Below are 25,438 nucleotides of genomic sequence, written 5' to 3' on the forward strand. Positions count from 1 at the left end.
ACAACAGTATAGGGTGTAAAATACTTATTTCTTAGCAGTCGGCTCGTTTTGTTTACTCATCTGCATGGCCATCATTTCCTTCATGGTTTTGTTCATACCCTCGGTGCTTCCATCCAAAAAGATGACATTGCCATCCCCATTTTCAGCAAAGTGTTTGATGGATTCTGTCCACATCGTAAATAAGATCACTGAAATATCCAGATTAGCCTGTTCCATTTCCTGAGCAGCCTTGCTCATACCATGGGCAACTTCTGCACGGAACAACGCAATACCTTGTCCGCGTAATTGTGCAGCTTCACGCTCTGCTGTAGCCGCAATTTTAATTGCATTACCATCTGCTTCTGCAGCTTTGGTTTTGGTAATCAATAAAGCCTGTCCTTCATTTTCAGCCGCTGCCTTTAAGTTGTTTGATGCTACCACACGGCTCATTGAGCGCATAATTTCTTCGTCAAAAGTAATATCGTTTAACTGAAGATCCTGAAGATGGTAACCCCATCCATCCAATACCTGATCAATTTGCTCCTTAACATGAAGCACAATTTCATTTCGCTGGGCCAATACATTTGCCTGCTTTTGCGTAGCCACATATGCACGGATAGATCCTTCGATGGTCCTGATCAAAGCCTGCATCAGATTGCTCGCATCAACAAATTTAAATGCTACATTTTTGATGGTTTCTTCATCCTGGTTAATTACGGAATAAAGCAGCATGGCCTTGAAATAAACATTGGCCTGATCTTGCGTTACCGCCTGAAAAGAAAGTTCAACAGAGCGGTTTTGGATCGATATCCGTGAATAAATCTGTTCTATTAAAGGGATTTTGAAATTTAAACCTGGCCTTAAAAGCCTTTGGTACTTACCAAAAACGGTAACTACGGCAATGGTGCCCTGTTTAACGGTTACGAATGAACTTAGCAGTATAATAACTCCTATGACTACTAAAATGTAAACGGTGTATTGCATAATTAGATTTTTTTTATGAAGGTATAAAAATTCATACAAACTACATCAGGCATTTTGTAGCTTTATGTTTTACTAACTAACTTATATAAATGAAATCATCATGATTTTCCAAACAGCGCGGTGGAATGAAAATCTGATCACTTAAAAACGAATTTTTACACAGATGAAAATTAAATTATTTCTCCCAGCGGCAGGCATTTTACTATTTGCAGCATGCCAGAATAAAAACCATCAAGAAACTGATATCATAAATAAACGTACCGATTTTTTTGATAAGGCCGGTATGGATACGACTGTTAAACCTGGTGATAACTTTTTCCTGTATGCCAATGGAAAATGGATGAAAAATACCGAAATCCCTAAAACGGAAACAGGCTGGGGCTCTTTTTATACTTTATATAATGATAACCTGAAGAATCTGAAAGGCATTCTCGAAAACGCTTCAAAAGCTAAGGCGGCCAAAGGAAGTGCTGAACAGAAAGTTGGCGATTTTTACACCAGCGGTATGGATACCCTTACTATCGAAAAGCTGGGCATAGAACCTATAAAACCACTTTTAAGTAAAATTGATAAAATTAAAAATGATCAGGATTTAATCAATTTTATCGCCGAGGGCTATAAAAATGGTGAAGGCGATTTATTCGGATTTGGTGTTGAACCAGATGATAAGTTAAGCTCCAAAAATGCGCTGTCATTTACGCAGGCGGGCATTACCTTACCAGATCGCAGTTATTACCTAGACCAGGATGATAAAGCCAAAAAAATCAGAGCTGAGTACATCAAATACATTACAAAAATCTTTAACCTTTCGGGCGATTCTGCAAATGCAGCTAAATACGCCAATGATATTTTAAAACTGGAGACAGCAATTGCACAATCCCATTCAACACCTGTTCAACTGCGCGATCCACAAAAAAACTATCACAAAATGACAGTGGCTGATTTTCAAAAACAGACCCCAAACATTGATTGGAAATCCGTTCTAAGCAAACTGGGTGCAAGTACGGATACCGTTATTGTTAGGCAGCCAAAATATTATCAAACCTTGTCAGCCTTGATAAAAAGCCAGCCTATCGAAATCTGGAAAGAAAAATTAAAGTTTGATGCATTGAACAGCTCGGCTAATGCTTTCACCAAAAAATTCAGAGATGCTAAATTCGATTTTTTCTCTAAAACACTTTATGGTCAGCAGGCACCAACAGAAAGATGGAAAGCCATTGTAAATGCTACTGATGGTCATTTAGGAGAGCTTTTAGGTCAATTATATGCCGAAAAGTATTTCAAACCAGAAGCGAAAGAGCGCATGTTAACCCTGGTAAATAATTTGCAGAAGGTATATGCTGAAAGAATCCAGAAGGTAGATTGGATGACGCCGGATACTAAAAAGAAAGCTTTAGAAAAACTTAACGCATTTATCAAAAAAATCGGTTATCCTGATAAATGGAAAAAATATGACGATGTAGAGGTTTCGAAAAACACCTATTATGCAAACCTTCAATCGGCCAATAAACATGCCTATAAGGAAATGATGGGTAAACTTGGCAAAGACGTAGATAAAACAGAGTGGGGAATGACTCCTCCAACAGTTAATGCCTATTATAATCCATCTTTCAATGAAATTGTTTTCCCAGCGGGAATTTTACAGTTTCCTTTCTTTGATTTTAGCGCAGATGATGCCATTAACTATGGTGCAATAGGTGCGGTAATTGGTCACGAAATGACGCATGGTTTTGACGATCAGGGACGCCAGTATGATGCAACAGGTAATTTAAAAGAATGGTGGACAAAAGCCGATGCTGATAAATTTAAAGCCAAGGCTGGTAAAGTAGAAACATTTTACAACAACTTCTCGCTGTTGGATAATCAACATGTAAACGGTTCATTAACCTTGGGTGAAAACCTGGCTGATATTGGTGGATTAAACATTGCATATGATGCTTTTAAATTAACTGAACAAGGAAAAGGAGATAAAAAGATTGATGGTTTTACACCCGATCAACGTTTCTTCTTAAGCTTTGCCCAGGTTTGGAGAATCAAAACCCGCGACGAGAGCATGCGCGTACGATTAAAAACAGATCCACATAGCCCAGAGATGTTCCGCGTGAACGGTCCTGTATATAACATGGAAGCATTTTATAAAGCATTTAACATTCCTACGACTGCAAAAATGTATGTTGCGCCGTCAAACAGGTTAGGTGTTTGGTAAGTCAGGTTATTAAAACATTTAATAAAGAAGCCCATTTCGACTTACGAAATGGGCTTCTTTATTGGTTTAAAACAAAAGGTAAAATATTTTGTCTTACTCTTATTAAATAATAACCACATGAATGTAAAACGCACTTTTGGAACAATATTAACCATCCTAGGAATAATCGGTTTAATTTACGCTGGCTATGGATTTGTAAACCACAGTCAAAACACAAGGGGATTAATGGTATATGGCATCATTGGCCTGATCTTTTTTGTATCCGGAATTGGCTTGGTAAAAAACACAAAGGATGAAAGCTAAACCAGGCTTCTATCCTGAATAACGATATACCAAAATTTTAATTTTAGCTGTTCAGCATCCAGTACAATGATATCATTGCTTCTTTTTCTGTTTAATAATCTGGTACTGACTAAAAGCAACCAGGCAGCCAGCCAGGATAATAATCCCTGCAGATAATAGGTTTTTAGGATTTTGGTTGATATAGTAGGCTGCTGCCAATACTAAAATTGCAGCAGCAATACCTATAATATAATGAAGTATTAATCCTTTTTTCATCCGTAAAGTTGTTTTTAAAAGATTTGGGCCATTTATTCAGTCATTCCACGACTTAAAATATGACGGTTTCAGACCACAAATATTCTGAAATAAATTGAGATTGATGTCTCAGAAGATTAATCTTTTAAACTGATTCTGCGATCAGCGAATTTCAACTGGTGACCAATGAAATCAATATCTGTCAGCTCTTTAATCCGTTTAAAGGCACTATGGGTATCATCCAGGGTTAAACGGTTAATCTTATCTTGTTTAACCGACACAATATCGGCATAGAGAAAATCGCCCTTCGCATTTATTTTTAACTGAAGTAAGGGGGCAATACCGTTATTGCCTTTTAAGCTGAACATTCCATAGGTACAAAAATTCCCCAGACTGTAGGCGATGAATTTATTTTTATAAACTTCAACCGCCCGGGTTACATGCGGACCATGTCCCAGTACAACATCGGCACCAGCATCAATAACCGCATGTGCAAATGCGTAAACATTACCCCGGTTTTCTTTATAAAAAATCTCGTTCTTGCGCGGAACGTGTTCAAATCTTGCACCTTCACCTCCACCATGAAAAGAAACAATTACAATATCTGCCATTTTTTTTAAACGGCTAACCAAAGCTTTTGCGCTATCAATCTTATTAATCGATACCGTATTCTCATTTGGAGCAAAAGCGCAGAAGGCATACTTAACACTATCTTTTTCAAAAACTTCAAAAGGTTTGTTTACCTGTCCGGCATAGTGAATCTGTAGCGAATCTAAAATCCTGGCAGTGTTTTTCCTTCCCTTTGCATCAAAATCACCAACATGGTTATTGGCGATGCTCAAAACATTAAATCCTGCATCCTTGTATATCCCGGCGTAGCGCTCCGGCATTCTAAAAGCGTAACAGTTGTTCAGATTAATGCCATTACATTTGTTCGAATTACCCGAATTAAGAAAACAGCCTTCCAGGTTTCCAAATACGATATCGCCTTTTAATAAACCATCAACCGCCCGGAAGCTGTTAATGGCATCGTCAGGAGGGAGATTAGTTTTAGTAGGAAATGCAGAGCCGAGCATGATATCGCCTACTGCGGTAATGGATATGGTATCCTTTATTTTCCTGATTACGGTATCTTGACTGGCTACAGGTATTTTAACCTGTGCATTATTGCTGGTGCAGCTAATTGTGACAATAAGAAGAAAAGGAAGGACTATGGTGTTGATAAGCTTCATTGAGTGTTTATTGTAATGGTCATCTCGACTGTAGCGCAGCGAAATGAAGAGATCTGCATTAGATTTCTCAACTACGTTTCACTCCGCTCGAAATGACGGCATAGAGTTTTGTTAAAAAAAAATCCTCCGAAATTTCTTTAGGAGGATTCTATATATTTTTATTAACTGTTAACCGAAAATCGTCAACCGTTAATTGAACTATTCTACTGTAAATTCTTTTTTAAACGATTCTAAAACGCGGCCACCTTTGTAAAAGTAACGGCTGTAATAAGGTTCGTTAAGGTTACTGATGACCACACCACGAGAGCTTGATGCATGTGCAAACCTGTTATCACCCAGGTAAATACCTACATGCGAAATGCTTCTGCTTTTAATTTTGAAGAAAACCAAATCGCCTTCTTTTAAATCTTCCTTTGATAATGGATCTACCATGCTGAAAATATCGCGCGAATTTCTTCTGATGGTGGTGTTGAAAACTTTATCGTAAATGGCTTTGGTGAAAGCCGAACAATCGATCCCTCTTTTGGTGTTTCCACCGTAACTATATGGCGTTCCGATCCATTCGTAAATAAACTTGTATAGTTTTAAATTTGAAGTTGCATCTACCGCTACACCCATTACCTGCGAAAAATACTGTGATGCAAGGTTATCGGGATCATTTAATTCTTTACCAGATTCTTTTGTTTTTGTCTGCGCAAATGCGGCTGAGAGCGTACAGATAGCAATTAGAGTAGAAAACAAAAATTTTTTAATCATGTTATACAGTTATGTTTGGGTATTCACTTACACATTAACGTACACCACATGGGCTTATTGTTGGTTGTCAAAAGTATTAATTATACAAATGTTATCCAAATGTAATCTTAGAAAAAATGAAAGTTATTAACATTTTTGTTTTTTATCCACCAATATTCATTAGAATTTCTGCAGATAAAACATGTTTTACCAAAAGCGGTTTCTTTTTAATTTTCCGTTAATCATTAAAATGCTTTATTTTTAAAATTATGGAAATAAGCACTAATACAGAATTAAATTTTAGAATAAATTGATTCCATATTATGATAAAGGGCGTTGATTTAATTATAAGAAATCGCAGTTAAATCGATAATGATAAATAAGATTTATATTTAATTGTAAAACAACTGTTAAATCTGATTATACGCCTAATACTATGATGTTTTTACACTAAAAAGTGCCAAAAATTACAATAAAAAAATTAGATTTGCTGTCGCAAAAAACAAATATCCTAAAATGAGTGCAGTAGAAATAAATAAAGATACCTGGTTAAAGTGGTTTGAGTCGATGTTGCTGATGCGCAAATTCGAAGAAAAAACCGGCCAGTTATACGGACAACAAAAAATACGTGGCTTTTGTCATTTATACATTGGACAAGAAGCTGTAGTTGCAGGTGCAATATCTGCGATGCAAAAAGGCGATTCAATGATTACCACTTACCGTGATCACGCCCATGCCTTAGCTTTAGGAGTTAGTGCTGATAGTATTATGGCAGAAATGTACGGTAAGGCGACAGGTTGCTCTAAAGGTAAAGGTGGTTCAATGCACATGTTCAGCAAAGAGCATAACTTCTACGGTGGTCATGCAATTGTTGGCGGTCAGATTCCATTAGGTGCTGGCGTTGCTTTTGCAGAAAAATACAAAGGAACTGATAATGTTAACATTTGTTACATGGGCGATGGTGCTGTGCGCCAGGGTGCATTAAACGAAACTTTTAACATGGCCATGCTTTGGAAATTGCCTGTTATTTTTGTTTGCGAAAACAATGGTTATGCCATGGGTACTTCAGTACAACGTACTACCAACATGACCGATATTTATAAAATTGGTTTAGGTTTCGATATGCCATGTGCACCAGTTGATGGTATGGATCCGGTTGCTGTACACAATGCTATGGACGAAGCTATTCAACGTGCGCGTAAAGGTGAAGGACCAACTTTCTTAGAAATGAGAACTTACCGCTACCGTGGTCACTCCATGTCAGATCCGGCAAAATACCGTACCAAAGAAGAATTAGAAGATTATAAGGCAAAAGATCCGGTTGAGCATGCAAGAGAAACGATCCTTAAAGAGAAGTATGCAGATCAAGCCTGGATTGAAGAAATAGAAGCTAAAGTAAAAGGAATTGTAGATCAGGCAGTAAAATTTGCTGAAGAATCTCCTTGGCCAGATGCATCCGAACTATACAAAGATGTATATATGCAACAGGACTACCCTTACGTAATGGACTAATATTAATAAGATTTCAATTAATTAGATATAATGGCTGATGTAATTAAAATGCCCAAAATGAGCGATACCATGACCGAAGGGGTTTTGGCAAAGTGGCATAAAAAGGTGGGCGATAAAGTGAAAAGCGGCGATGTTTTGGCAGAAGTAGAAACTGACAAAGCAACAATGGATATGGAATCTTATTGGGATGGTGTCCTTTTATACGTTGGTATAGAAGAAGGAACAGCTGTTCCTGTTGATGCGATCATGGCCGTTATTGGTAAAGAAGGCGAAGATTATAAAGCAGCATTAGAAGCAGAAAAGTCAGGAAGTCAGGAGTCGGCAAGTCCGCAGGCTGAAAGCAAAGACGAGGCTCCTAAAGCTGAAGATAAAAAAGAAGAGGCGGCACCTGCACAAGGTGGTGGCTTAAGTGAAGAAGAATTAGCGGCAAAAGGTGTTACGGTTATCCGCATGCCTTTGTTAAGCGATACCATGACTGAAGGCGTAATTGCTGAATGGCACAAGAAAGTTGGTGATAAAGTAAAAGACGATGATGTTCTTGCTGACGTAGAAACCGATAAGGCTACTATGGAAGTAATGGGCTATGCAACCGGAACTTTATTACACATCGGCGTTGAAAAAGGTGCCGCGGCAAAAGTAAACGGAATTATCGCCATCGTTGGTCCGGAAGGAACTGATGTAAGCGGAATTTTAGCAGGCGGCTCAGCTCCGGCTCCTAAAGCTGAAACTGCTGAAGCACCTAAAGAAGAAAAACAAGCTGCAACTGCTGATGCTAGCGCATCTGCTCCAGTTGCGGAAAGCGCATCAGATAGCCGTGTTAAAGCCTCTCCTTTAGCTAAGAAAATTGCTAAAGATAAAGGAATCGATCTAGCACAGGTTGCAGGTAGTGCAGAAGGTGGACGTATCATTAAAAAAGATATCGAAAACTTTAAACCAGCTGCAGCGCCGGCAAAAGCAGAATCTGCATCAGCTCCGGCTGCTGAGAAAGCTGCTGCACCAGCACCGGTTATTCCGCAGTTTGTAGGTGAAGTTAAATTTACCGAGCAGCCAGTTTCGCAAATGCGTAAAGTAATTGCAAAACGCTTAGCTGAAAGTTTATTTACTGCTCCACATTTTTACCTAACAGTAAGTATTGATATGGACAATGCAATGGCTGCACGTACAGCAATCAATGCCGTTGCTCCTGTTAAGGTTTCTTTCAACGATATCGTAATTAAAGCGGTTGCCGTTGCATTGAAAAAACACCCGGCTGTTAATTCATCATGGGGTGGCGATAAAATCAGGTTTAACGAACATACCAACATTGGTGTAGCTATGGCTGTTGAAGATGGTTTATTGGTACCAGTAGTGCGTTTCGCTGATGGCAAATCTTTATCACACATTTCTGCAGAAGTAAAAGATTTTGGTGGTAAAGCAAAAGCTAAAAAATTACAACCGGCAGATTGGGAAGGTTCTACTTTCACCGTATCTAACTTAGGTATGTTTGGTATTGATGAGTTTACTTCAATTATCAACTCTCCTGATGGTGCAATTTTATCAGTAGGTGCCATTCAACAAGTTCCTGTTGTTAAAAACGGTGCTGTTGTTCCTGGTAACGTAATGAAATTGACTTTAGGTTGCGATCACCGTGTGGTTGATGGAGCAACCGGAGCACAGTTCTTACAAACCTTAAAAGGTTTATTAGAAGAACCGATCAGGTTATTAGCGTAATGCATTTGTCATCCTGAGCTTGTCGAAGGATCTCAAACATAAAATTTAAAGCCATCCTTCTAGGATGGCTTTTTTGCGTTTAAGGCTTTTCGTAAATGGCGACTTAATTTGCTATTTTTGACTGGAACCCTAACTCAAAATAAATGAAAAAAATATTTCTTTTTGCTGCCTGCATTACTGCAATGTTTGCCTGTAAGCAAAAAAACAGTTCTGATAATGGCGCAGAAAACAGAGCCTTTGCGGCCCTTTGCGAGCAATATTATCAGGATGGATTGAAAATAAACCCTTTAAGTGCTACTTACATCGGAGATGAACGTTATAACGATCTTTTGGCAAATGATGGGTCGCAAGCTTATTTAAAAGAGTTTAAAAGCTACAATCAGCGTTATCTGGATAGCCTGGGTAAATATGACCGCGAAAGTTTAAATGCAAACGATAAATTATCTTTCGATTACCTGAAAGATCAACTGGAAATTAATCTTGAAGGATTAAAATACCATTCTGAATACCTCCCATTTAACCAAATGTTTGCATTACCCTTAACCATTGGCCAATTGGGCTCTGGCACAGGGGCACAACCTTTTAAAACGGTAAAAAATTACGAAGATTGGTTAAAACGAGTTGATGCATTTTCGATTTGGGCCGATACAGCCATCGGAAATTTTAACAAAGGTGCGGCAGCAGGCATTGTATTGCCAAAAGCATTGGTGATAAAAATGATTCCTCAAATGCAAAGCATGGTGGCAGCCAAACCCGAAGAAAGTTTATTTTACGGACCAATAAAATTAATGCCAGCAAGTTTTTCTGCGTCAGATAAACAAAAATTGACAGAAGCGTACCGCACATCGATTACCAATGTAATTATCCCTACCTATAAAAAATTGGGCGACTACCTACAGAACGAATATCTGCCGAAAACAAGAACTACCTCTGGCTATTCGGCTATGCCTGGAGGATTGGCCTGGTATACTTATCTTGTAAAACAACAAACCACTACTAATAAAACACCGGAAGAAATCTATCAAACAGGCTTAAAAGAAGTGGCCCGGATTAAAGGCCAAATGGATAGCATCAAAAATTTAGTTGGCTTTAAGGGAGATTTGAAAGCTTTTTTCGAATACATGAAAACGGATAAAAAATTCATGCCTTATAAAACACCACAGGAGGTGCTAGCGGCTTTTGAAAATATCCACCAGCGCATGAAACCGAACCTGAAAAAGATGTTTGAGGTAGAGCCTAAAACACCTTTCGAAATCCGGCAAACGGAAGCCTTCAGGGCTGCTTCGGCTAGTGCTGAATATAATCAAGGTTCGGCAGATGGATCACGTCCAGGAATCTTTTATGTACCCATTTTAAATGCGAAAACATTTAACACCACTTCGGGTATGGAATCGCTGTTTCTTCATGAAGCCATTCCAGGCCACCATTACCAGATTTCTTTAACGCAGGAAAATAAATCACTTCCTAATTTCCGCCGTTTTGGTGGACATAATGCTTATGTAGAAGGTTGGGCTTTATACTGCGAATCGCTGGGTAAAGAACTAGGGCTTTATCAAGATCCATACCAACACATGGGTGCTTTGGGCGATGAGATGCACCGGGCCATCCGTTTGGTAGTTGACGTAGCCATCCATACCAAAAACATGAGCAGGGAAGAAGCTATAAAATACATGACAGACAATGAAGCAATTAGTACTGAAGGTGCCACCGCAGAAATTGAACGTTACATGGGTATCCCTGCACAAGCTTTAGGTTATAAAACAGGTGCAATGAAAATAAGAGAATTAAGAAGCAGATACGAGAAAGAATTAGGTCCGAAGTTTAAATTAGCAGCTTTTCATACGGCTGTTTTAAAAGATGGATCATTACCTTTATCTGTTTTTGAAACTAAAATGGATGCCTGGGCTGCAAGCCAGAAGTAAGATCTAATTGTCATAGTATATAATTGTCCAAAAAGTCGTCATTTCAAGCGAAGTGCAGCTCAGCCAAGAACTACGTAGTCCTCAGCGAAGCTAAATCTGTCTAGATAGATCTCTCCATTCCGCGATGCTCCAGTCGAGATGACGATCATTATTTACACCGCGGTTCGTGTCTGCACGAACCGCTATCATTCCAATTCATCAAATCTTTAAACCCTTTTCCAATTACTTTGTTAATGATTAAAACACCCTAAAATCATGGACAAAGAAAAATTGATACAAGAAGCTTATCTGGTTGCACATAAAATAGAGGAGAATGGCAATTTCCCGAACAATCCCAATTTGCCCTTAATGATCTATAAAGGCACCTTTAGGTTGCATCCTGATGATAATGAAGAGGTGATTAAAAAGGTTTTTGCACAAAATGGTTATACCAATTCCTGGGTAGATGGCATTTTTGATTATCACCATTATCATAGCAATACACACGAAGTAATGGGCGTATTTTGCGGCAAAGCCGATGTGCAGTTTGGTGGCGAGCATGGTGTTTGTATTGAGCTGGATAAAGGAGATGTGATTATCATTCCAGCAGGTGTAGCACATAAAAAACTAAATTCAACCGATGACTTCACGGTTATTGGGGCATATCCCAATGGCTCAGATTACGATATTAAATATGGCAAGGCTGAGGAGCGTCCCGAAGCAGATGAAACCATTGCTCAAGTGAAAAATCCAGACAGCGACCCTGTTTATGGGAGTAAAGGCCATTTATTTGAATGTTGGTATGGCCAAAATTGCGAAAATGTGTAAAACTCTTTTGTTGCAACCGTCTAAAATTCTTTAATTTTCGGGTTTTAAATACACTATCCCTAATATAAATGAATTTTCGATACATATGTTCAGCATTAGCCCTCTCAGCTACTTTACTAACCGCTTGCTCAAGTAAAAAAACTGAAGAGAAAAAGGCAGCTGAAAACAAAGTACGTACCAAAGAAGACGACAAGGCAGACAGCCTCTTATTGGTTTATAACCCGCAAAAAGGTGACAAATGGATTGCGGATTTTGTAGATAACCTCCATAAAAAATATGGCTTTAACGGGAATATGCTTGTGGCAAAAGATGGGAAAATTCTTTACGAAAAAGCGATCGGATGGGCAGATTATCTTCATCGCGATAGTTTAACCATCAATTCGGAGTTCGAACTGGCTTCCATTACCAAAACATTCACCGGTACAGCAATTATGCAACTGGTAGAAGCTGGAAAACTTTCGTTAAATGATAATGTAAAAAAGTTCTTCCCTAATTTCCCTTATGATGGCATTACGGTAAAACTGCTACTTTCTCACCGCAGCGGTATGATGAATTACGTATATTTTATCGATGATATCTGGCGTAAAGAAAAACGCAACATGAAAAAAGGCGTTACCAACCAGGAAGTAATGAATATTATTGCCGAGCGTAAACCTAATCCATACACCAAACCCGATAACCGATTCCATTATAACAACTCAAATTTTATGGTATTAGGTGCCATTATTGAGAAGGTAACAGGACAGCGTTACTCACAGTATATGATGGAACATGTATTTAAGCCAGCCGGATTAAAACATACTCACGTATATAGCACAACTGAGTATGAAAAAATTCCGGTTGACGTAGTTGGCCACGACCGCAATAGTTTTAGATACTCTGTTGCACAGAACTTTCTAGATGGCCCAGTTGGAGATAAAGGCATTTATAGCACGGTACACGATTTGGTGCTGTTTGATAAATATTTAAAAAATGGAAGATTATTAAGTAAAAAGAGCCTCGATTCTGCCTATACTGGACACAATAAGCCTATTAATGGCCATTTCAACTATGGTTATGGCTGGAGAATGTTTGATGGCGAAAAAATGGACAAAGTAGTGTACCATACAGGGTGGTGGCATGGTTTCCGCCATATTTATGTAAGAGATCTAAACAAAAACATTGTTATTGTGTTTTTAGGCAACCTCACCAATGGAAGTTTAATGCATCTCGATGATCTGTATAAACACTTCGACATGCCGATTATCCGTAAGGGGGCATACCATGGCAACGGCAGTTTGCCAGGTTCAGACGAAGATTAAATTTATGGCAAAAACAAAATGGATTATCGGACCGGGTACATTAACCATCTATCCCAAAAGAAATTTAAGGATAGTTGGGTTAATATTTTTTGTACTGATTGCAGCATTTATTTTCTATTTATCAAGATCAGTACAAGGCTATTCTGCCGGACTCACTCTTGGATATTATGGCTGCCTTTTATTAATTCCGTTATTGCTGATTTTTATTGCCGAAACAAAGGTAATTTTTGATGGAAGCAGCAGGATTTTATACAAAAAGATTGCATTTTTACCAATTGGATCAATCCCTTTTGATGATATTGCTTCTGTAGAACCGTATGAAATTTTAGGAAGCGGCTTTAATTATAAACTGTTCAGAAAAAGTAACAGGCATGGCAGAGGCTTACTGGTTTCTGCCGGATATAGTAAGGCTACTGATGCCAATCTCATTGCTTTTCAGCAGGAGGTATTACCAAAAATTGATGAACTTGTTTTCGCCAATGCACCTATAATTCATAAACAGGCCATTTACGACTTCAAATTCTTCAGAGAAGAAGGTGGTGTTTACCTATTGCGCGATAATAAGATAGGAAGTTTTATTTTTGGATTGATTTTTATCGGTGCTACCGTTGCCATATTGTTTAGTCCCGATTTTTTGACAAACGAGGGATCTATTCAAAAAATACTCCTCACCTATTTCCCGGCGGCGATAGGCTTGGCGCTTCTTTTCGCAGCAACCTCCAATATCCGTTTTGATAAAAGCCAAAGGAAAATTATCCGTTCTACTTTTGCTGGCCGGTTTAAAAAAGACTATCCTTTTGATGATCTGATCCGTTTTCAGGTGATCCGGAAAACTACCAATCTCATTTATTCGGGTACCGAGGTTAGGGCTGAGATTTTTTTGCCGGCCAAAAACAAAACAACCATTTTAAACCTTAAAAGCTTTATAGGCACTAAAAAGATTGAGCGCTTCCTTGATGAGGCCAATACGATTTTAGGCCGAATTTAGTTTCATTATAAAGAAAACAATTATGTTCGATAAATTATTTGCGGCGCAACAAAAAGCCGAAGAAATTAAAAAACGCCTGGATACGATCTCTGTATACGGTGAGGTTGAAAATGGTGCCATAAAAATTACTGCAACTGCAAACAAGGCCATTACGGGGGTTGCTATTGATGAAGAATTTTTAAAAGCTGCTGATAAAGAAGAGCTGGAAGAACTGTTGCTAACCGCTATTAACAAAGCAATGGCGAGTGCAGAGCAAGTAAGTGCCGCCGAAATGCAGGCATCGGCACAAGATATGCTAGGTGGATTAGGTGGCATGTTTGGACAATAACAAATCGTCAAAATCAATCTTGATACTTAAATCTCCATAATTGATACTAGAACTATGAAATATACTTATTACGGCCAATCATGTTTCTTGTTGGAAGCAGCTGGCAAAAAACTATTATTCGACCCATTTATATCACACAACCCAATAGCTAAAAACGTAGATATTACAGCGATAGAGGCTGATTATATTTTGGTGAGTCATGGCCATGCAGACCACGTAGCCGACTTGGTTACCTTGGCTAAACAAACGCAGGCTACAGTTATTGCGATGCCAGAGATTATTGATTGGGTCTCAAAACAGGGCATAGAAAAAGTACACGGAATGAATTTTGGTAAATTCACTTTTGATTGGGGAATTGTACGCATGGTACCCGCTACACATTCATCTAGTTTACCTGATGGAAGTTATGGCGGAAATCCTGCTGGTTTTGTGCTTGAAGTAGACAGCAAACAAATTTATTTTGCAGGTGATACAGGTTTAACTATTGAGATGAAAGTTCTGGCTGAGATTTACAATCTTGATTATGCCATCTTACCGATTGGTGGAAATTATACCATGGATGTTGATGATGCTTTGATAGCAACCAAATATTTCGATTGCGACAAGGTAATTGGTGTACATTATAATACTTTCCCTGTAATCGAAATTGATACCCAGACTGCTTTAGATAAATTTGCACGTGAAAAGAAAACCTTATTATTACCAGAAATTGGTGAGACAATAAGTTTATAGTTTCGGCGAACCGTCATTCCCAACTTGATTGGGAATCTTAATGCAGTAAGCTTTAAGATTCCCGCCTGTGCGGGAATGACGACCTTTTTCATGGACTAGTCTCTGATACTACTTTCAATCTGTTGCATTTAAAACAAAAAAGGGCCTTCAATTTTCATTGAAGACCCTTCAAATTATAAACCTGAACCTAGTTCTTTTTAGCAGCAGCTTTGTTTGCTTTGTAACGCATATCTGCTGTACCATCTTTTTTAGTTGGACCAGCAACTTTAGTTACTGCTTTTGCTTTATTTTCTTTAAAACGCATATCTGGCGTACCATCTGCTTTTACTTTAGTAGCCGTAGTAGTTGTTTTAGTTTCTACTTTTTTAGCCTCTTGTTTTGCGCCTGCCTTAACTGGCGCTGTTGTTGTTTTTACTTCTTTTTTTACAACTGTTTTAGCTTTAGCCGGAGCTGTTGTTGCCGGCGTTTGTGCAAATGCTGTTGTTAAACCAAATGCTGCGATTGCGATTAAACTCAATAACTTTTTCATATTTTTTAGATTTGTTTTTAATTGTTATGAAGCTTCTTCGTTTCACTCCGAGGTTTCATAATTTCTGATTTTTGTTTTACTCGTTTATTTTGTTGATATAAAATTCATAAATCGATATGAAGTTTTAATGAAGATAACGAATATTTTTATTTTTTAATGCGCAGCCAGCCAGTTTTCACCCTCTCCAATTTCTACCACAATCGGTACTGTTAATTTAATGGCATTAGCCATTTTATCCTGGATAATTGCTTTCATTGCTTCTTTTTCCGATTTCAACACATCAAAAACCAACTCATCATGTACCTGCATGGTCATGGTTGACTGCAATTTTTGTGCTTTCATTTCTTTATGGATGTTGATCATGGCAATTTTGATCATATCTGCGGCAGAGCCCTGTATAGGCGCGTTAATGGCATTTCGTTCAGCAAAACCCCTTACCGTTTGATTGGCCGAGTTAATATCTCTCAAATAACGTCTTCTCCCCATAATGGTTTCTACAAATCCATTTTCCCGCGCAAAATTCATGGTATCGCTCATGTAACGTTTGATACCAGGGTATTGTGCAAAGTACTGTTCAATTATCTCAGCTGCTTCTTTACGCGGAATACCTAAGTTCTGCGATAAACCAAAGGCAGATTGGCCGTAAATAATTCCGAAGTTAACCGCTTTGGCATTTCTGCGTTGCGTTCCATCTACTTCTTCGATACTTACACCATATACTTTAGCCGCTGTTGCCGTGTGGATATCGATCCCTTTGTTAAAAGCATCGAGCATGTTTTCTTCCTTGCTAATTTCGGCAATAATGCGCAATTCTATCTGCGAATAATCGGCCGATAACAAAATGTGATTTTCATCCCTTGCAATAAAGGCTTTACGCACTTCTCTTCCACGCTCCGTACGGATCGGGATATTCTGTAAATTCGGGTTATTAGAGCTTAATCTTCCAGTTGCTGCAACGGCCTGATTGTAGGATGTATGCACCCTCCCAGTTTTAGGGTTAACCATTAGTGGCAATGCATCAACATAAGTTGATTTAAGTTTTTGTAACTGGCGGAAATCTAAAATGTCCTGTACAATATCACTTTTGCTTGCTAAAGCCGTTAAAACGTCTTCTCCGGTCTGGTATTGACCTGTTTTGGTTTTTTTGGCTTTTGGATCGAGCTGAAGTTTATCAAATAACACCTCTCCCAATTGTTTTGGCGAGGCCAGGTTAAATTTAATTCCGGCTTTGTCGTACACATTCTGTTCAAATTTGATGATTTCCGTCTCCAGCTCTTTGGAATAGGCTTGTAAGGTTTCGATATCAATACGAACACCCTCCTTTTCTATGTCTGCCAATACGTAAACCAACGGATTTTCAATTTCTTCGGCAAGTTTGGCTGCGTTTAACTCTTTTAATTTGGGTTCAAAAATATGGGCCAATTGCAATGTTACATCAGCATCTTCAGCTGCATAATCTACAACATCAACCACCGGGACATCGCGCATCGTAATCTGGTTTTTACCTTTTGGCCCGATTAACTTGGTAATAGAAATTGGGGAATAACCAAGATAGTTCTCTGATAAAACATCCATTCCATGGCGGGTATCCGGATCGATTAAATAGTGCGCCAGCATGGTATCAAAAAGTTTTCCTTTTACCGCTACACCATACCATTTTAAAACCAGGATATCGTATTTGGTATTCTGGCCGATTTTCTCAATATTCTCATTTTCCAATACCGCCCTAAACTCATCAACAATTAACTGCGCTTCATCCCTTTCTGCAGGAACCGGAATATAATAACCTGTACCAGGCTTAATAGAGAATGATAAACCCACTAAATCGGCCATGTTTGCATCCGTACCTGTGGTTTCGGTATCGAAGGAGATCCGCTTCTCAGCAAGTAACAATTTAATCAGATCGGCACGCAGCTCAGCTGAGTCAACCAGCTGGTAATCATGTTCGGTATTTTCAATCGTTTTAGCCGGCAGTTTTTCTTCGGGCTCTTCTTGCAGCGTATTGGTATATTGGATGGCTTCTCCTGATTGATTGCCAAATAAATCTGTTTGTGTGCCCTCTTGAAAGCGTGCTGTGGTTACCGAAAATTCATCACCAAATACCCTGCGACCCAATGTCCTGAATTCTAATTCAGTAAACAATGGCTCTAATAAATCGCGGCTCGGATCGCAAAGTTCTAAACTGGCTTCATCCAGCTCAACCGGAACATCCAATAAAATGGTAGCCAGTTTTTTGGATATTAAACCTTGCTCTGCAAAATTCTCTACGTTTTCGCGCTGTTTTCCTTTTAGCTCATGGGCGTGCGCAATAATGTTCTCCATAGAGCCGTATTGTTTAATCAAGGCTTTTGCAGTTTTTTCGCCAATCCCTGGAATACCTGGAATATTATCTACGGCATCGCCCCATAAGCCCAGGATATCAATTACCTGTAATACATTTTCAATCTCCCATTTGGCCAATACTTCTTTTACACCCAATATTTCCATATCGTTACCCATGCGGGCAGGTTTGTAAATGAAGATATTTTCAGACACCAGTTGTGCAAAATCTTTATCAGGCGTCATACAATAAACCTGATAACCCTTTTGTTCTGCTTTTTTGGCCAGCGTACCAATAATATCATCGGCCTCATATCCGTCAGAAGTGATTACAGGAATATTAAAACCGGTAATCAATTTAAGTACATAAGGCATTGCTGCAGCCAGATCTTCGGGCATGGCCTGGCGGTGTGCCTTATAGGCTTCAAAAGAGGTATGCCTTTCAGTGGGTGCATCCGTATCGAAAACCACTGCAATATGTGTAGGTTTTTCTTTCTTCAAAACATCCAATAAGGTATTGGTAAAGCCCATCACTGCCGATGTATTGATGCCTGTTGAGGTAAAACGAGGGTTTTTACTGAGTGCAAAATGCGCCCTGTACATTAGCGCCATACCGTCGAGGAGAAAGAGTTTTTTATTCATGTGATTACACCGATTTTATGATTACACCGACAAATAGATTTATCAGATGATAAAAGTAACCAAAGTTAAAGGTTTAGAAAAGATAAACCCCCAATTTAAGAGAAAAAGACCGTTAATAATAACAGTATAAAATTAAAGAAGCCATGTAGTAACATTGAATAGCCTAAGCCATATTTGATGCGTATAAAACCAAGCGATATACCTGTAAATGTTTGGGAGATGACAAATAGGATGAAAGTGGGATTGCTTAGTGTTAAACCTTTAATATTGCCCAAGTGTGTTAAACCAAATATGATAGCAGAATAATAAAAGAGATAGCCAAACGATTTCTGTTGAAAAACCAGTCTTTTGCGAATGTCTATTCTTTTAAAATATCCATGAACAATTAATGCCACAAAAAGAAAAAAGATATAAACAGGCCACGTAAGAAAACTGCTCTTTATAAAGTAATTTGATATCAAGCCCAAGGTAAAACACACAAAATATATTGAAAGATATTTCTTTCTCAGGTGCCATCTAAATAAAAATTCTTCTAATACCGGAGCAAAAATACAGACCAGAAGTAAGGTCACAGTTAATCCGTACTTTTCCAGTATATCGATTTCCTGAACATATTCTTTAATAATTTTAAAATGCACCAGAATATAATAAATACCCATTATAATACCTGCAAATATTAAGTCAAGGAGGAGTAACCATAAGAGATCTCTCCAAAGAGATTTATTATCTTTACTGAGTTTTAGAAGTTTTGGCTTTTTTAAGAAATCCCAAAATGCAGAGAGCGTTTCAATCATTACTGTTTTTGGATATTATTTTTAAATAATTTACGTTGTATCCCGATATTACTAACTTATGAAGATTTTTAGCTTTTTTATTTTATTTTTTTCAATAACGTTCACCACCTATGCACAGGATTTTATTGTTAAAAATAACGACGATGTCATCCGCGGGACAATAAAGGGAACGGATTATTTTTCTGTTTTTATCAGTGCCAATGATGAAGCTGATGTGATTTTGCCAGCAAAAGAAGTTAAAAACTTCTTTTGGAATGGTGATAGCTTTGTGAGCAAAGGTTTTGCAAATGGGCGCAATTTCGAATATCGTTTTGTTAAAGTTATCGAAATGGGAACTGTTAATCTTTACGCTTTTGGTGGAGGCAACCTGGTTCCTCAGGTGAAAGAGAAAAAGGTAAAATTCAGACCTTCAATTGGGATTGGAACAGGAACCGGAGGTTTTGGTGGCATGGGTATGGGTGGGGGTATTAGCATCGGCGGCGGACGTAATGCCACACCAGAAAGACCTGCAGGCGCACCTGCTGTTCGCTACTTTATCGAAAAACCAGGCGCAGGGCCATTACAGGAAGTGCCGATGAAAGCAATAACCGACGATACCAAAAAAATGGAGGTTAAAAACATCCTGTTACAGAAAATAGGCGATCAACCCGCTTTAAAAGCTAAAGTTGAAGCTGGAACAGATTTTAATAGCAGAGAGGTTATTGAATGGGTAAAAGAATATAATGCGACAAAAAAATAAAGCCAGGATTAATGACGTTTTGGGATGGTAAAATCGTTCAAGTAATATCATTATCCTTAAGCTTTACATAGACTTCTAAACTGATAGACTCATCATTTTTAATTTCGTAATCCTTTAGCGTTTCCTGATAATCAAAACCAATTTTTCTTAGTACCTTTTTGCTGTTCTCATTTTCTATTTCAACCATGGCCTCGATTTTTCTTAAACCTAAATTCTCAAAGGCATAATTGCAGATGGGATTGGCTACCTCTTTAACGATTCCTTTTCCCCAATGTTCTGGCAACAGCCAGAAACCGATCTCAGCCTTTTGATCTGATTTATTTAGATAATTAAGTCCTATTCCGCCTAACAAAGTCGGTCCCTCCTTATCACATATTGCCCACCAAATGCCTGTTTCATTCTGTTGAATTTCATCAAACCATATAAGTTGATCTTTGGTGTGGGCAAGGCTCGTATAGCTTACCCCATAATAACGAATGACATCTGGATGGGATAATCCTTTAAAAACAAATGCCAGGTCGTTAGCGCAGAACTGCCTCAATAAAAATCTTTCCGTATATAGTGTAAAGGAGCCAAACATTATCTTGCACAGCAGTTTAATAAATGATCATTCACCATACCCGTTGCCTGCATAAACGCATAGCAGATGGTTGTTCCAAAAAACTTAAAGCCACGTTTTTTCATGTCTTTACTGATTTGGTCGGATAGTTCTGTTCTTGGCGGAACATCACTCATTTTCTCAATGTGATTTAAAATGGGCTTACCACCTGGAACAAAACGCCACATGTATTTAGAAAAGCTCCCAAATTCTTGCTGAAACTCCATAAACAGTTTGGCATTGGTAATGGCTCCATTCACCTTTAAACGGTTACGGATAATGCCTTCATCGTTCATTAATCTTTCTACATCTTTTTCGGTAAAAGCAGCCACCTTATTCACATCAAAATCGGCAAAAGCTTTACGGTAGTTTTCGCGTCTCCTGAGAATGGTAATCCAGCTTAAACCAGCTTGTGCACCTTCGAGGATTAAAAATTCAAATAAAATTTTATCATCATAAACAGGCTTTCCCCATTCTTCATCGTGGTATTTGATATAGAGGGGATCGGAAGTGGCCCAGGAGCAACGTATAGTTGAGTCTGGAGCTTGGGGTTGGCATTTTTGCATGGGGCATATTTTAAGTTATGTCTGTTTCAAAGTTTTTATACACTGCTCAATGAGAAATCTCCAATGAGGATCGTCACCCTGAATTTATTTCAGGGTCTTTTTCTGAAATAAATTTTTCACAAAAGATGCTGAAATAAATTCAGCATGACGTATACATCAAAAACCGCTAAACTCCCAACTCCGAACTCAATTCATCCCAATACTCTACAGCCCTCCGGTAATGAGGAATTACAATGCTACCACCAACCAAGTTGGCGATCATGAAAATTTCGTTCATTTCATCATGATTTACGCCGGCATCGAAACATTTGCCCAGGTGGTATTTAATGCAATCATCACAACGCAAAACCATAGAAGCTACAAGACCCAACATTTCTTTTGTTTTAACATCTAAGGCTCCATCGGCATAAGTGGTTGTATCAAGTGCAAAAAAACGCTTAATATTTGTATTTGCCGTTTCCATAATCCTATCGTTCATTTTTTCACGATAGCCGTTAAACTCTTCTACAAGCTTTCCCATATTTTAAAAATCTTTTTTTACTGTTATTTGTTAAGGCTATAAACATTTGATTATGAAAATAATATCTCCAAAATTTCATGCAGTTTTAGATTACCTGTTAATTATGCTCTTATTAGCATCACCCGATGTTTTTGGCCTTTCTAAAACGGCCTCAACCCTGGCTTATGCGCTAGGTATTGTTCATTTTTTATTAACGATTATGACTAACTTTAGTGGAGGTATTTTTAAATTTATCCACCTAAAACTTCACGGCCTTATCGAGTTTTTCATTAGTGCTATTCTTATTATTTTGGCATTCACGCTTTTTAAAGGAAATTTAGTAGACGAAATCTTCTTTGCCTGCTTTGGCCTATTGATTTTGATCATTTTTACCCTTACTGATTATAAACGAAGTTTACCCGTTATATTGTAATTTCTTCCAGCGGATTCCAGAATACTTTTTTAAAGTTTACCACCTTATCATTTTTCACTTCAACACCTTCTTTTTTTAGCAGTTCTTCCATTAATTCTGGTGGCTTGAAGTGAAACTTACCGGTAAGCAGGCCACTACTGTTTACTACCCGATGTGCCGGTACCTGTGGATGGGCTGTTCCGGCATACAGCATGGCATGCCCAACCATTCTTGATGATTTTGCCGCACCTAAACTTTTCGCGATAGCGCCATAAGAAGTAACCCTTCCTTTCGGAATTAACCGGGCAATCTCATAAACCTGTTCGTAAAAGTTGGCATCCATTATTCAAAAGAAAATTGAATATAATTAATATTTTTATCGTGTAACAAGTATTTTTTCTCGTAATAGGTTTTGATCGACAATACCTGATCAACCAGATCTGAAGTATACAGATGATCGGTATTTTTATGTACAGGCAAATTCAATTCTGCAACTTTTTCGCATGTATAAGCATACAACTGATCGTTATCTGTCTTCAAATTAACATATCCTCCCGGTTTTAACACCAGTTTATAACGGTTCAAAAATGCCGGAAAAGTTAAACGTTTTTTCTCACGGCTATCCTGTGGCTGTGGGTCGGGAAAGGTGATCCAGATTTCGTCTATTTCCCCTTCATTAAAGTAATCCAATAAGTTTTCAATCTGTATCCTTAAAAAAGCAACATTATCAATCCCATCTTCAATAGCGGTTTTGGCCCCGCGCCAGATGCGGTTACCTTTGTAATCAATACCAATGAAATTCTTATCCGGGAATAGCCTGGCCAGATTTACCGAATATTCGCCTTTTCCACATGCCAACTCCAGCACAATAGGGTTTGTATTTTTAAAATGTGCTAAAGCCCATTTCCCCTTTAAAGCTTTTCCTTGTTCTAATTGATATACGTTTGCGAATGTTTCTATTTCTGCAAAACGCCTAAGTTTATCTTTACCCAAAAGTTTTTTTTCTGCAAAAATACAATTAAATCAATAATTGAAGTTTCTTTTGCCTTAAAGATTAATGGCAATCTTACTTAGTAATCGTATTTTTGCAACCTATAAAAATTACAGTGAAAAAAAACTCAAAAATATATGTTGCAGGCCATCGTGGTATGGTAGGTTCGGCTATTTACCGCAAGCTGCAAAAAGAAGGTTATGAAAACATCATTACAAGAACGTCAGAGGAGCTTGATCTGCGCAACCAGCAGGCGGTTACCGATTTCTTTGCTGCAGAAAGGCCAGATTTTGTTTTTCTTGCAGCAGCAAAGGTAGGTGGCATTGAAGCCAACAACACCTACCGAGCGGATTTTCTTTATGAAAACTTAGCCATACAAAATAACGTAATCCACAATGCTTACGTAAATGGTGTTAAAAAGCTTATGTTTTTGGGTTCAAGCTGTATTTATCCTAAAATGGCTCCACAACCTTTAAAAGAAGATTATCTTTTAACTGGTACTTTAGAGCATACCAACGAACCTTATGCTATTGCCAAAATTGCAGGGATTAAAATGTGCGATGCCTATCGCGATCAGTATGGCTGTAATTTTATTTCTGTAATGCCAACAAATTTATATGGCTTTAATGATAACTATCATCCTCAAAACTCACACGTTTTACCTGCTTTGATCCGCAAGGTACATGAGGCCATGGTGAACGATGAAAAAGAAGTGGTAGTTTGGGGATCAGGCTCGCCAATGCGTGAATTTTTATTTGCCGACGATTTAGCAGATGCCTGTTATTTCTTAATGCAAAACTATAACGAACCACACCTGATTAATATTGGTACCGGGCACGATTTAACCATCAAAGACCTGGCTTTGTTGATCAAAGATGTTTTGGGTTTCGATGGCGAACTGGTATTTGATTCCACTAAACCAGATGGCACACCGCGTAAGCTGATGGATGTAAGCAAACTTCATCATTTAGGCTGGAAACATAAAATTGAACTTGAAGAAGGTATTGCCCTGGCTTATCAGGATTTTGAAAGCAGGTACTAAATACATTTGCATGCTGCGCAGATTAATATCCTGCGCATTTTTTATTATCCCTTATTTTTTAGCAGCAGGATCATAAATGGCTACTGCCACCCGGCTATCGGCACAGCCGTAGTATAAAAACCATTTCTTTTTGAAATACACCAACCCTTCGATAAAAACGGTTCCTGACGGATATTGGCCGCTTTTTTCAAAAGGTGCAGTAGGTACGAAAAAGGGTTGATCAAGTCGCGCTATCACTTTTGAGGGGTTTTTCAGATCGAACAATACCTGCCCGGCCGAATAGGTATTGGCTACATAATTAGTATCCCTTTCGGCATCACTTCTGTTTTTACCGTTGTATAAAACTAAAATACCTTTATTGGTAACAATTGCTGGTGGACCGCATTCGGTGAGGTCACTATCAAAATATTTTTTTCGGGGTTTCACAATTAAATCCAGATCACCTGCTGGGTTTAAAGCCGGTTCCCAATTGATGAGATCAACAGAAGTCGCAATATTCATGAAACGTTCGCCCCAATACATCATGTATTTACCGTTTATTTTGGCAATGATCTGTTTACCGTTTTCTAACTTGGTAACAATTGAACCAGATTTGCATTTGAGATCCTTGAATTTACCATGATAGGCTTTACTGAATACAGGGCCATGTTTAGTCCAGTGTTTCAAATCTTGTGAAGTAGCTACAGCCAAACGGAATATATTGCGGTTCCATTGGGTATACAACATTACATATAAACCCTCTGCAGTAACAGCAATGCGAGGGTCTTCGCAACCGCCCGGCCATTCGTTTACTTTCTGTCCATCCTCATCCGGATAGAGTACTGGCTCAGGACTACGTTTCATTTTAATACCATCACTGCTTTCCGCAATCCCTATTCTGGAAGTGCGCATTCCGATTCCAGTGCCAGAGCGATCTTCACTGCGATATAGTACATAAATCTTATTTTTGTATACTGCAGCGGCTGGATTAAACACATCGCCGGCCTCCCAGGCTATTTTTTGCTTAATTATAGGATCCATGAAAACACTTTCTATTTTTGGCGAAATAATAGGATTTACATTTTCTGGTCGGATAAACTGTCCTAATGCCCACTCAGGTAATAGACCCTGGGCATTCGTTGCAACGGCTATGGGAAGAAAAATTACAATTAAGAATAGGCGTAAAGTGGTTCTGTTCATAAAACTAAAATACTAATTAATCTGCTAAGGTGGTAATGTTATAAATACCCATTCACTCAGATAAAAAATTACAGTAAGTATTTAGTTATTCAAATACGAACATTCTTCATTATAGTTAAAATTGATATATTTGTTATCATCAATAAATTTCACCT

The 25,438-nt window shown here is 38.3% G+C and carries 26 protein-coding genes; 13 read left to right on the forward strand and 13 right to left on the reverse strand.

The window, feature by feature from the left end; all coding sequences use genetic code 11:
* Nucleotides 1-24: 24 nt before the first annotated feature.
* The gene (locus tag OQX63_RS12070; RefSeq protein ID WP_265851123.1) at nt 25-963 is read right to left on the reverse strand and encodes an SPFH domain-containing protein; all 939 of its coding nucleotides are present in this window, start codon (nt 961-963) and stop codon (nt 25-27) included.
* Nucleotides 964-1,126: 163 nt separating this feature from the next.
* Between OQX63_RS12070 and OQX63_RS12075 the strand changes: the two genes are divergently transcribed.
* Both OQX63_RS12075 and OQX63_RS12080 read left to right on the forward strand, forming a co-directional pair.
* The gene (locus tag OQX63_RS12075) at nt 1,127-3,169 is read left to right on the forward strand and encodes a M13 family metallopeptidase (protein WP_265851124.1); all 2,043 of its coding nucleotides are present in this window, start codon (nt 1,127-1,129) and stop codon (nt 3,167-3,169) included.
* A 117-nt stretch (nt 3,170-3,286) separates the two neighbouring features.
* Nucleotides 3,287-3,472: a hypothetical protein gene (locus OQX63_RS12080; protein WP_132395471.1), complete on the forward strand. Its 186-nt coding sequence runs from the start codon at nt 3,287-3,289 to the stop codon at nt 3,470-3,472.
* A 72-nt stretch (nt 3,473-3,544) separates the two neighbouring features.
* Here the strand turns inward: OQX63_RS12080 and OQX63_RS12085 are convergent, their stop codons facing one another.
* From OQX63_RS12085 to OQX63_RS12095, 3 genes are all read right to left on the reverse strand, one after another.
* Nucleotides 3,545-3,727, reverse strand: a complete 183-nt coding sequence (locus tag OQX63_RS12085) for a hypothetical protein (RefSeq protein ID WP_265851125.1) — start codon at nt 3,725-3,727, stop codon at nt 3,545-3,547.
* A gap of 116 nt (nt 3,728-3,843) precedes the next feature.
* A complete protein-coding gene (locus OQX63_RS12090) occupies nt 3,844-4,938 on the reverse strand; it encodes a CapA family protein (protein WP_265851126.1) in 1,095 nt (364 codons plus the stop codon).
* Between the two features lie 198 nt (nt 4,939-5,136).
* Nucleotides 5,137-5,694 carry a C40 family peptidase gene (locus OQX63_RS12095; RefSeq protein WP_029274974.1) on the reverse strand — a complete coding sequence of 186 codons (558 nt, stop codon included), beginning with the start codon at nt 5,692-5,694 and terminating at the stop codon, nt 5,137-5,139.
* Between the two features lie 495 nt (nt 5,695-6,189).
* On the opposite strand from OQX63_RS12095, the gene pdhA reads away from it, so the two are divergent.
* The 8 genes from pdhA to OQX63_RS12135 all read left to right on the forward strand — a co-directional run bounded on the left by pdhA (nt 6,190) and on the right by OQX63_RS12135 (nt 14,973).
* Entirely contained in the window at nt 6,190-7,185 is a 996-nt protein-coding gene (pdhA, locus tag OQX63_RS12100) for a pyruvate dehydrogenase (acetyl-transferring) E1 component subunit alpha (protein WP_265851127.1), read from the forward strand.
* Between the two features lie 30 nt (nt 7,186-7,215).
* A complete protein-coding gene (locus OQX63_RS12105; RefSeq protein ID WP_265851128.1) occupies nt 7,216-8,895 on the forward strand; it encodes a pyruvate dehydrogenase complex dihydrolipoamide acetyltransferase in 1,680 nt (559 codons plus the stop codon).
* Nucleotides 8,896-9,038: 143 nt separating this feature from the next.
* Nucleotides 9,039-10,817 carry a DUF885 domain-containing protein gene (locus OQX63_RS12110; RefSeq protein WP_265851130.1) on the forward strand — a complete coding sequence of 593 codons (1,779 nt, stop codon included), beginning with the start codon at nt 9,039-9,041 and terminating at the stop codon, nt 10,815-10,817.
* A 255-nt stretch (nt 10,818-11,072) separates the two neighbouring features.
* Nucleotides 11,073-11,624 (forward strand): cupin domain-containing protein, encoded by a 552-nt coding sequence (locus OQX63_RS12115; protein WP_265851131.1) that lies wholly within the window; start codon nt 11,073-11,075, stop codon nt 11,622-11,624.
* Nucleotides 11,625-11,692: 68 nt separating this feature from the next.
* Nucleotides 11,693-12,925: a serine hydrolase domain-containing protein gene (locus OQX63_RS12120; RefSeq protein ID WP_265851132.1), complete on the forward strand. Its 1,233-nt coding sequence runs from the start codon at nt 11,693-11,695 to the stop codon at nt 12,923-12,925.
* Between the two features lie 4 nt (nt 12,926-12,929).
* Nucleotides 12,930-13,913, forward strand: coding sequence for a hypothetical protein (locus OQX63_RS12125; protein WP_265851133.1), 984 nt, complete (start codon nt 12,930-12,932; stop codon nt 13,911-13,913).
* Nucleotides 13,914-13,935: 22 nt separating this feature from the next.
* A complete protein-coding gene (locus OQX63_RS12130; RefSeq protein WP_265851134.1) occupies nt 13,936-14,241 on the forward strand; it encodes a YbaB/EbfC family nucleoid-associated protein in 306 nt (101 codons plus the stop codon).
* Nucleotides 14,242-14,295: 54 nt separating this feature from the next.
* Entirely contained in the window at nt 14,296-14,973 is a 678-nt protein-coding gene (locus tag OQX63_RS12135; RefSeq protein WP_265851135.1) for a metal-dependent hydrolase, read from the forward strand.
* Nucleotides 14,974-15,160: 187 nt separating this feature from the next.
* Here the strand turns inward: OQX63_RS12135 and OQX63_RS12140 are convergent, their stop codons facing one another.
* From OQX63_RS12140 to OQX63_RS12150, 3 genes are all read right to left on the reverse strand, one after another.
* Nucleotides 15,161-15,502, reverse strand: a complete 342-nt coding sequence (locus tag OQX63_RS12140) for a hypothetical protein (protein WP_265851136.1) — start codon at nt 15,500-15,502, stop codon at nt 15,161-15,163.
* A 153-nt stretch (nt 15,503-15,655) separates the two neighbouring features.
* Nucleotides 15,656-18,463, reverse strand: coding sequence for a DNA polymerase I (polA, locus tag OQX63_RS12145; protein ID WP_265851137.1), 2,808 nt, complete (start codon nt 18,461-18,463; stop codon nt 15,656-15,658).
* A gap of 95 nt (nt 18,464-18,558) precedes the next feature.
* The gene (locus OQX63_RS12150; protein WP_265851138.1) at nt 18,559-19,257 is read right to left on the reverse strand and encodes a type II CAAX prenyl endopeptidase Rce1 family protein; all 699 of its coding nucleotides are present in this window, start codon (nt 19,255-19,257) and stop codon (nt 18,559-18,561) included.
* Between the two features lie 58 nt (nt 19,258-19,315).
* Between OQX63_RS12150 and OQX63_RS12155 the strand changes: the two genes are divergently transcribed.
* Complete coding sequence (locus OQX63_RS12155; protein ID WP_265851139.1) at nt 19,316-19,996, forward strand: hypothetical protein; 681 nt, start codon at nt 19,316-19,318, stop codon at nt 19,994-19,996.
* A gap of 37 nt (nt 19,997-20,033) precedes the next feature.
* Here OQX63_RS12155 and OQX63_RS12160 read toward each other — a convergent pair whose 3' ends face one another.
* The 3 genes from OQX63_RS12160 to OQX63_RS12170 all read right to left on the reverse strand — a co-directional run bounded on the left by OQX63_RS12160 (nt 20,034) and on the right by OQX63_RS12170 (nt 21,680).
* Nucleotides 20,034-20,576 carry a GNAT family N-acetyltransferase gene (locus tag OQX63_RS12160; protein WP_265851140.1) on the reverse strand — a complete coding sequence of 181 codons (543 nt, stop codon included), beginning with the start codon at nt 20,574-20,576 and terminating at the stop codon, nt 20,034-20,036.
* Nucleotides 20,576-21,160 (reverse strand): DNA-3-methyladenine glycosylase I, encoded by a 585-nt coding sequence (locus OQX63_RS12165; protein WP_265851141.1) that lies wholly within the window; start codon nt 21,158-21,160, stop codon nt 20,576-20,578. Before OQX63_RS12165 ends, OQX63_RS12160 begins: the two co-directional genes overlap by 1 nt.
* A gap of 166 nt (nt 21,161-21,326) precedes the next feature.
* On the reverse strand, nt 21,327-21,680 hold the full coding sequence (locus OQX63_RS12170; protein ID WP_265851142.1) for a carboxymuconolactone decarboxylase family protein: 354 nt from the start codon (nt 21,678-21,680) through the stop codon (nt 21,327-21,329).
* A gap of 52 nt (nt 21,681-21,732) precedes the next feature.
* Between OQX63_RS12170 and OQX63_RS12175 the strand changes: the two genes are divergently transcribed.
* The gene (locus OQX63_RS12175) at nt 21,733-22,092 is read left to right on the forward strand and encodes a hypothetical protein (protein WP_265851143.1); all 360 of its coding nucleotides are present in this window, start codon (nt 21,733-21,735) and stop codon (nt 22,090-22,092) included.
* Here the strand turns inward: OQX63_RS12175 and OQX63_RS12180 are convergent.
* On the reverse strand, nt 22,082-22,414 hold the full coding sequence (locus OQX63_RS12180; protein ID WP_265851144.1) for an MGMT family protein: 333 nt from the start codon (nt 22,412-22,414) through the stop codon (nt 22,082-22,084). The two genes, OQX63_RS12175 and OQX63_RS12180, sit on opposite strands and share 11 nt — an antisense overlap.
* Nucleotides 22,414-23,064, reverse strand: coding sequence for a tRNA (guanosine(46)-N7)-methyltransferase TrmB (gene trmB, locus OQX63_RS12185; RefSeq protein WP_265851145.1), 651 nt, complete (start codon nt 23,062-23,064; stop codon nt 22,414-22,416). The genes OQX63_RS12180 and trmB overlap by 1 nt, the downstream gene beginning before the upstream one ends.
* Nucleotides 23,065-23,177: 113 nt before the next feature.
* Here trmB and fcl point away from each other — a divergent pair, with 113 nt between their 5' ends.
* Entirely contained in the window at nt 23,178-24,104 is a 927-nt protein-coding gene (gene fcl / locus OQX63_RS12190) for a GDP-L-fucose synthase (RefSeq protein ID WP_265851146.1), read from the forward strand.
* A gap of 51 nt (nt 24,105-24,155) precedes the next feature.
* On the opposite strand, the gene OQX63_RS12195 is transcribed toward fcl, so the two are convergent.
* Nucleotides 24,156-25,283 (reverse strand): glycoside hydrolase family 130 protein, encoded by a 1,128-nt coding sequence (locus OQX63_RS12195; RefSeq protein ID WP_265851147.1) that lies wholly within the window; start codon nt 25,281-25,283, stop codon nt 24,156-24,158.
* Between the last annotated feature and the right edge of the window lie 155 nt (nt 25,284-25,438).

Origin of the sequence: Pedobacter sp. PF22-3 (genome assembly GCF_026239555.1) — a bacterium.
Lineage (GTDB): Bacteria > Bacteroidota > Bacteroidia > Sphingobacteriales > Sphingobacteriaceae > Pedobacter.

What these genes read in the sequence shown, in the direction of transcription:
- OQX63_RS12105 (WP_265851128.1), top strand. Translation starts at nt 7,216, where the DNA reads ATGGCTGATGTAATTAAAATGCCCAAAATGAGCGATACCATGACCGAA.
- OQX63_RS12095 (WP_029274974.1), bottom strand. Translation starts at nt 5,694, where the DNA reads ATGATTAAAAAATTTTTGTTTTCTACTCTAATTGCTATCTGTACGCTC.
- OQX63_RS12195 (WP_265851147.1), bottom strand. Translation starts at nt 25,283, where the DNA reads ATGAACAGAACCACTTTACGCCTATTCTTAATTGTAATTTTTCTTCCC.
- polA (WP_265851137.1), bottom strand. Translation starts at nt 18,463, where the DNA reads ATGAATAAAAAACTCTTTCTCCTCGACGGTATGGCGCTAATGTACAGG.
- OQX63_RS12175 (WP_265851143.1), top strand. Translation starts at nt 21,733, where the DNA reads ATGAAAATAATATCTCCAAAATTTCATGCAGTTTTAGATTACCTGTTA.
- OQX63_RS12090 (WP_265851126.1), bottom strand. Translation starts at nt 4,938, where the DNA reads ATGAAGCTTATCAACACCATAGTCCTTCCTTTTCTTCTTATTGTCACA.
- OQX63_RS12110 (WP_265851130.1), top strand. Translation starts at nt 9,039, where the DNA reads ATGAAAAAAATATTTCTTTTTGCTGCCTGCATTACTGCAATGTTTGCC.
- OQX63_RS12070 (WP_265851123.1), bottom strand. Translation starts at nt 963, where the DNA reads ATGCAATACACCGTTTACATTTTAGTAGTCATAGGAGTTATTATACTG.
- OQX63_RS12085 (WP_265851125.1), bottom strand. Translation starts at nt 3,727, where the DNA reads ATGAAAAAAGGATTAATACTTCATTATATTATAGGTATTGCTGCTGCA.
- OQX63_RS12080 (WP_132395471.1), top strand. Translation starts at nt 3,287, where the DNA reads ATGAATGTAAAACGCACTTTTGGAACAATATTAACCATCCTAGGAATA.
- OQX63_RS12125 (WP_265851133.1), top strand. Translation starts at nt 12,930, where the DNA reads ATGGCAAAAACAAAATGGATTATCGGACCGGGTACATTAACCATCTAT.
- OQX63_RS12170 (WP_265851142.1), bottom strand. Translation starts at nt 21,680, where the DNA reads ATGGGAAAGCTTGTAGAAGAGTTTAACGGCTATCGTGAAAAAATGAAC.
- OQX63_RS12180 (WP_265851144.1), bottom strand. Translation starts at nt 22,414, where the DNA reads ATGGATGCCAACTTTTACGAACAGGTTTATGAGATTGCCCGGTTAATT.
- OQX63_RS12150 (WP_265851138.1), bottom strand. Translation starts at nt 19,257, where the DNA reads ATGATTGAAACGCTCTCTGCATTTTGGGATTTCTTAAAAAAGCCAAAA.
- OQX63_RS12130 (WP_265851134.1), top strand. Translation starts at nt 13,936, where the DNA reads ATGTTCGATAAATTATTTGCGGCGCAACAAAAAGCCGAAGAAATTAAA.
- pdhA (WP_265851127.1), top strand. Translation starts at nt 6,190, where the DNA reads ATGAGTGCAGTAGAAATAAATAAAGATACCTGGTTAAAGTGGTTTGAG.
- OQX63_RS12160 (WP_265851140.1), bottom strand. Translation starts at nt 20,576, where the DNA reads ATGTTTGGCTCCTTTACACTATATACGGAAAGATTTTTATTGAGGCAG.
- OQX63_RS12120 (WP_265851132.1), top strand. Translation starts at nt 11,693, where the DNA reads ATGAATTTTCGATACATATGTTCAGCATTAGCCCTCTCAGCTACTTTA.
- OQX63_RS12155 (WP_265851139.1), top strand. Translation starts at nt 19,316, where the DNA reads ATGAAGATTTTTAGCTTTTTTATTTTATTTTTTTCAATAACGTTCACC.
- OQX63_RS12115 (WP_265851131.1), top strand. Translation starts at nt 11,073, where the DNA reads ATGGACAAAGAAAAATTGATACAAGAAGCTTATCTGGTTGCACATAAA.
- OQX63_RS12135 (WP_265851135.1), top strand. Translation starts at nt 14,296, where the DNA reads ATGAAATATACTTATTACGGCCAATCATGTTTCTTGTTGGAAGCAGCT.
- OQX63_RS12075 (WP_265851124.1), top strand. Translation starts at nt 1,127, where the DNA reads ATGAAAATTAAATTATTTCTCCCAGCGGCAGGCATTTTACTATTTGCA.
- OQX63_RS12140 (WP_265851136.1), bottom strand. Translation starts at nt 15,502, where the DNA reads ATGAAAAAGTTATTGAGTTTAATCGCAATCGCAGCATTTGGTTTAACA.
- OQX63_RS12165 (WP_265851141.1), bottom strand. Translation starts at nt 21,160, where the DNA reads ATGCAAAAATGCCAACCCCAAGCTCCAGACTCAACTATACGTTGCTCC.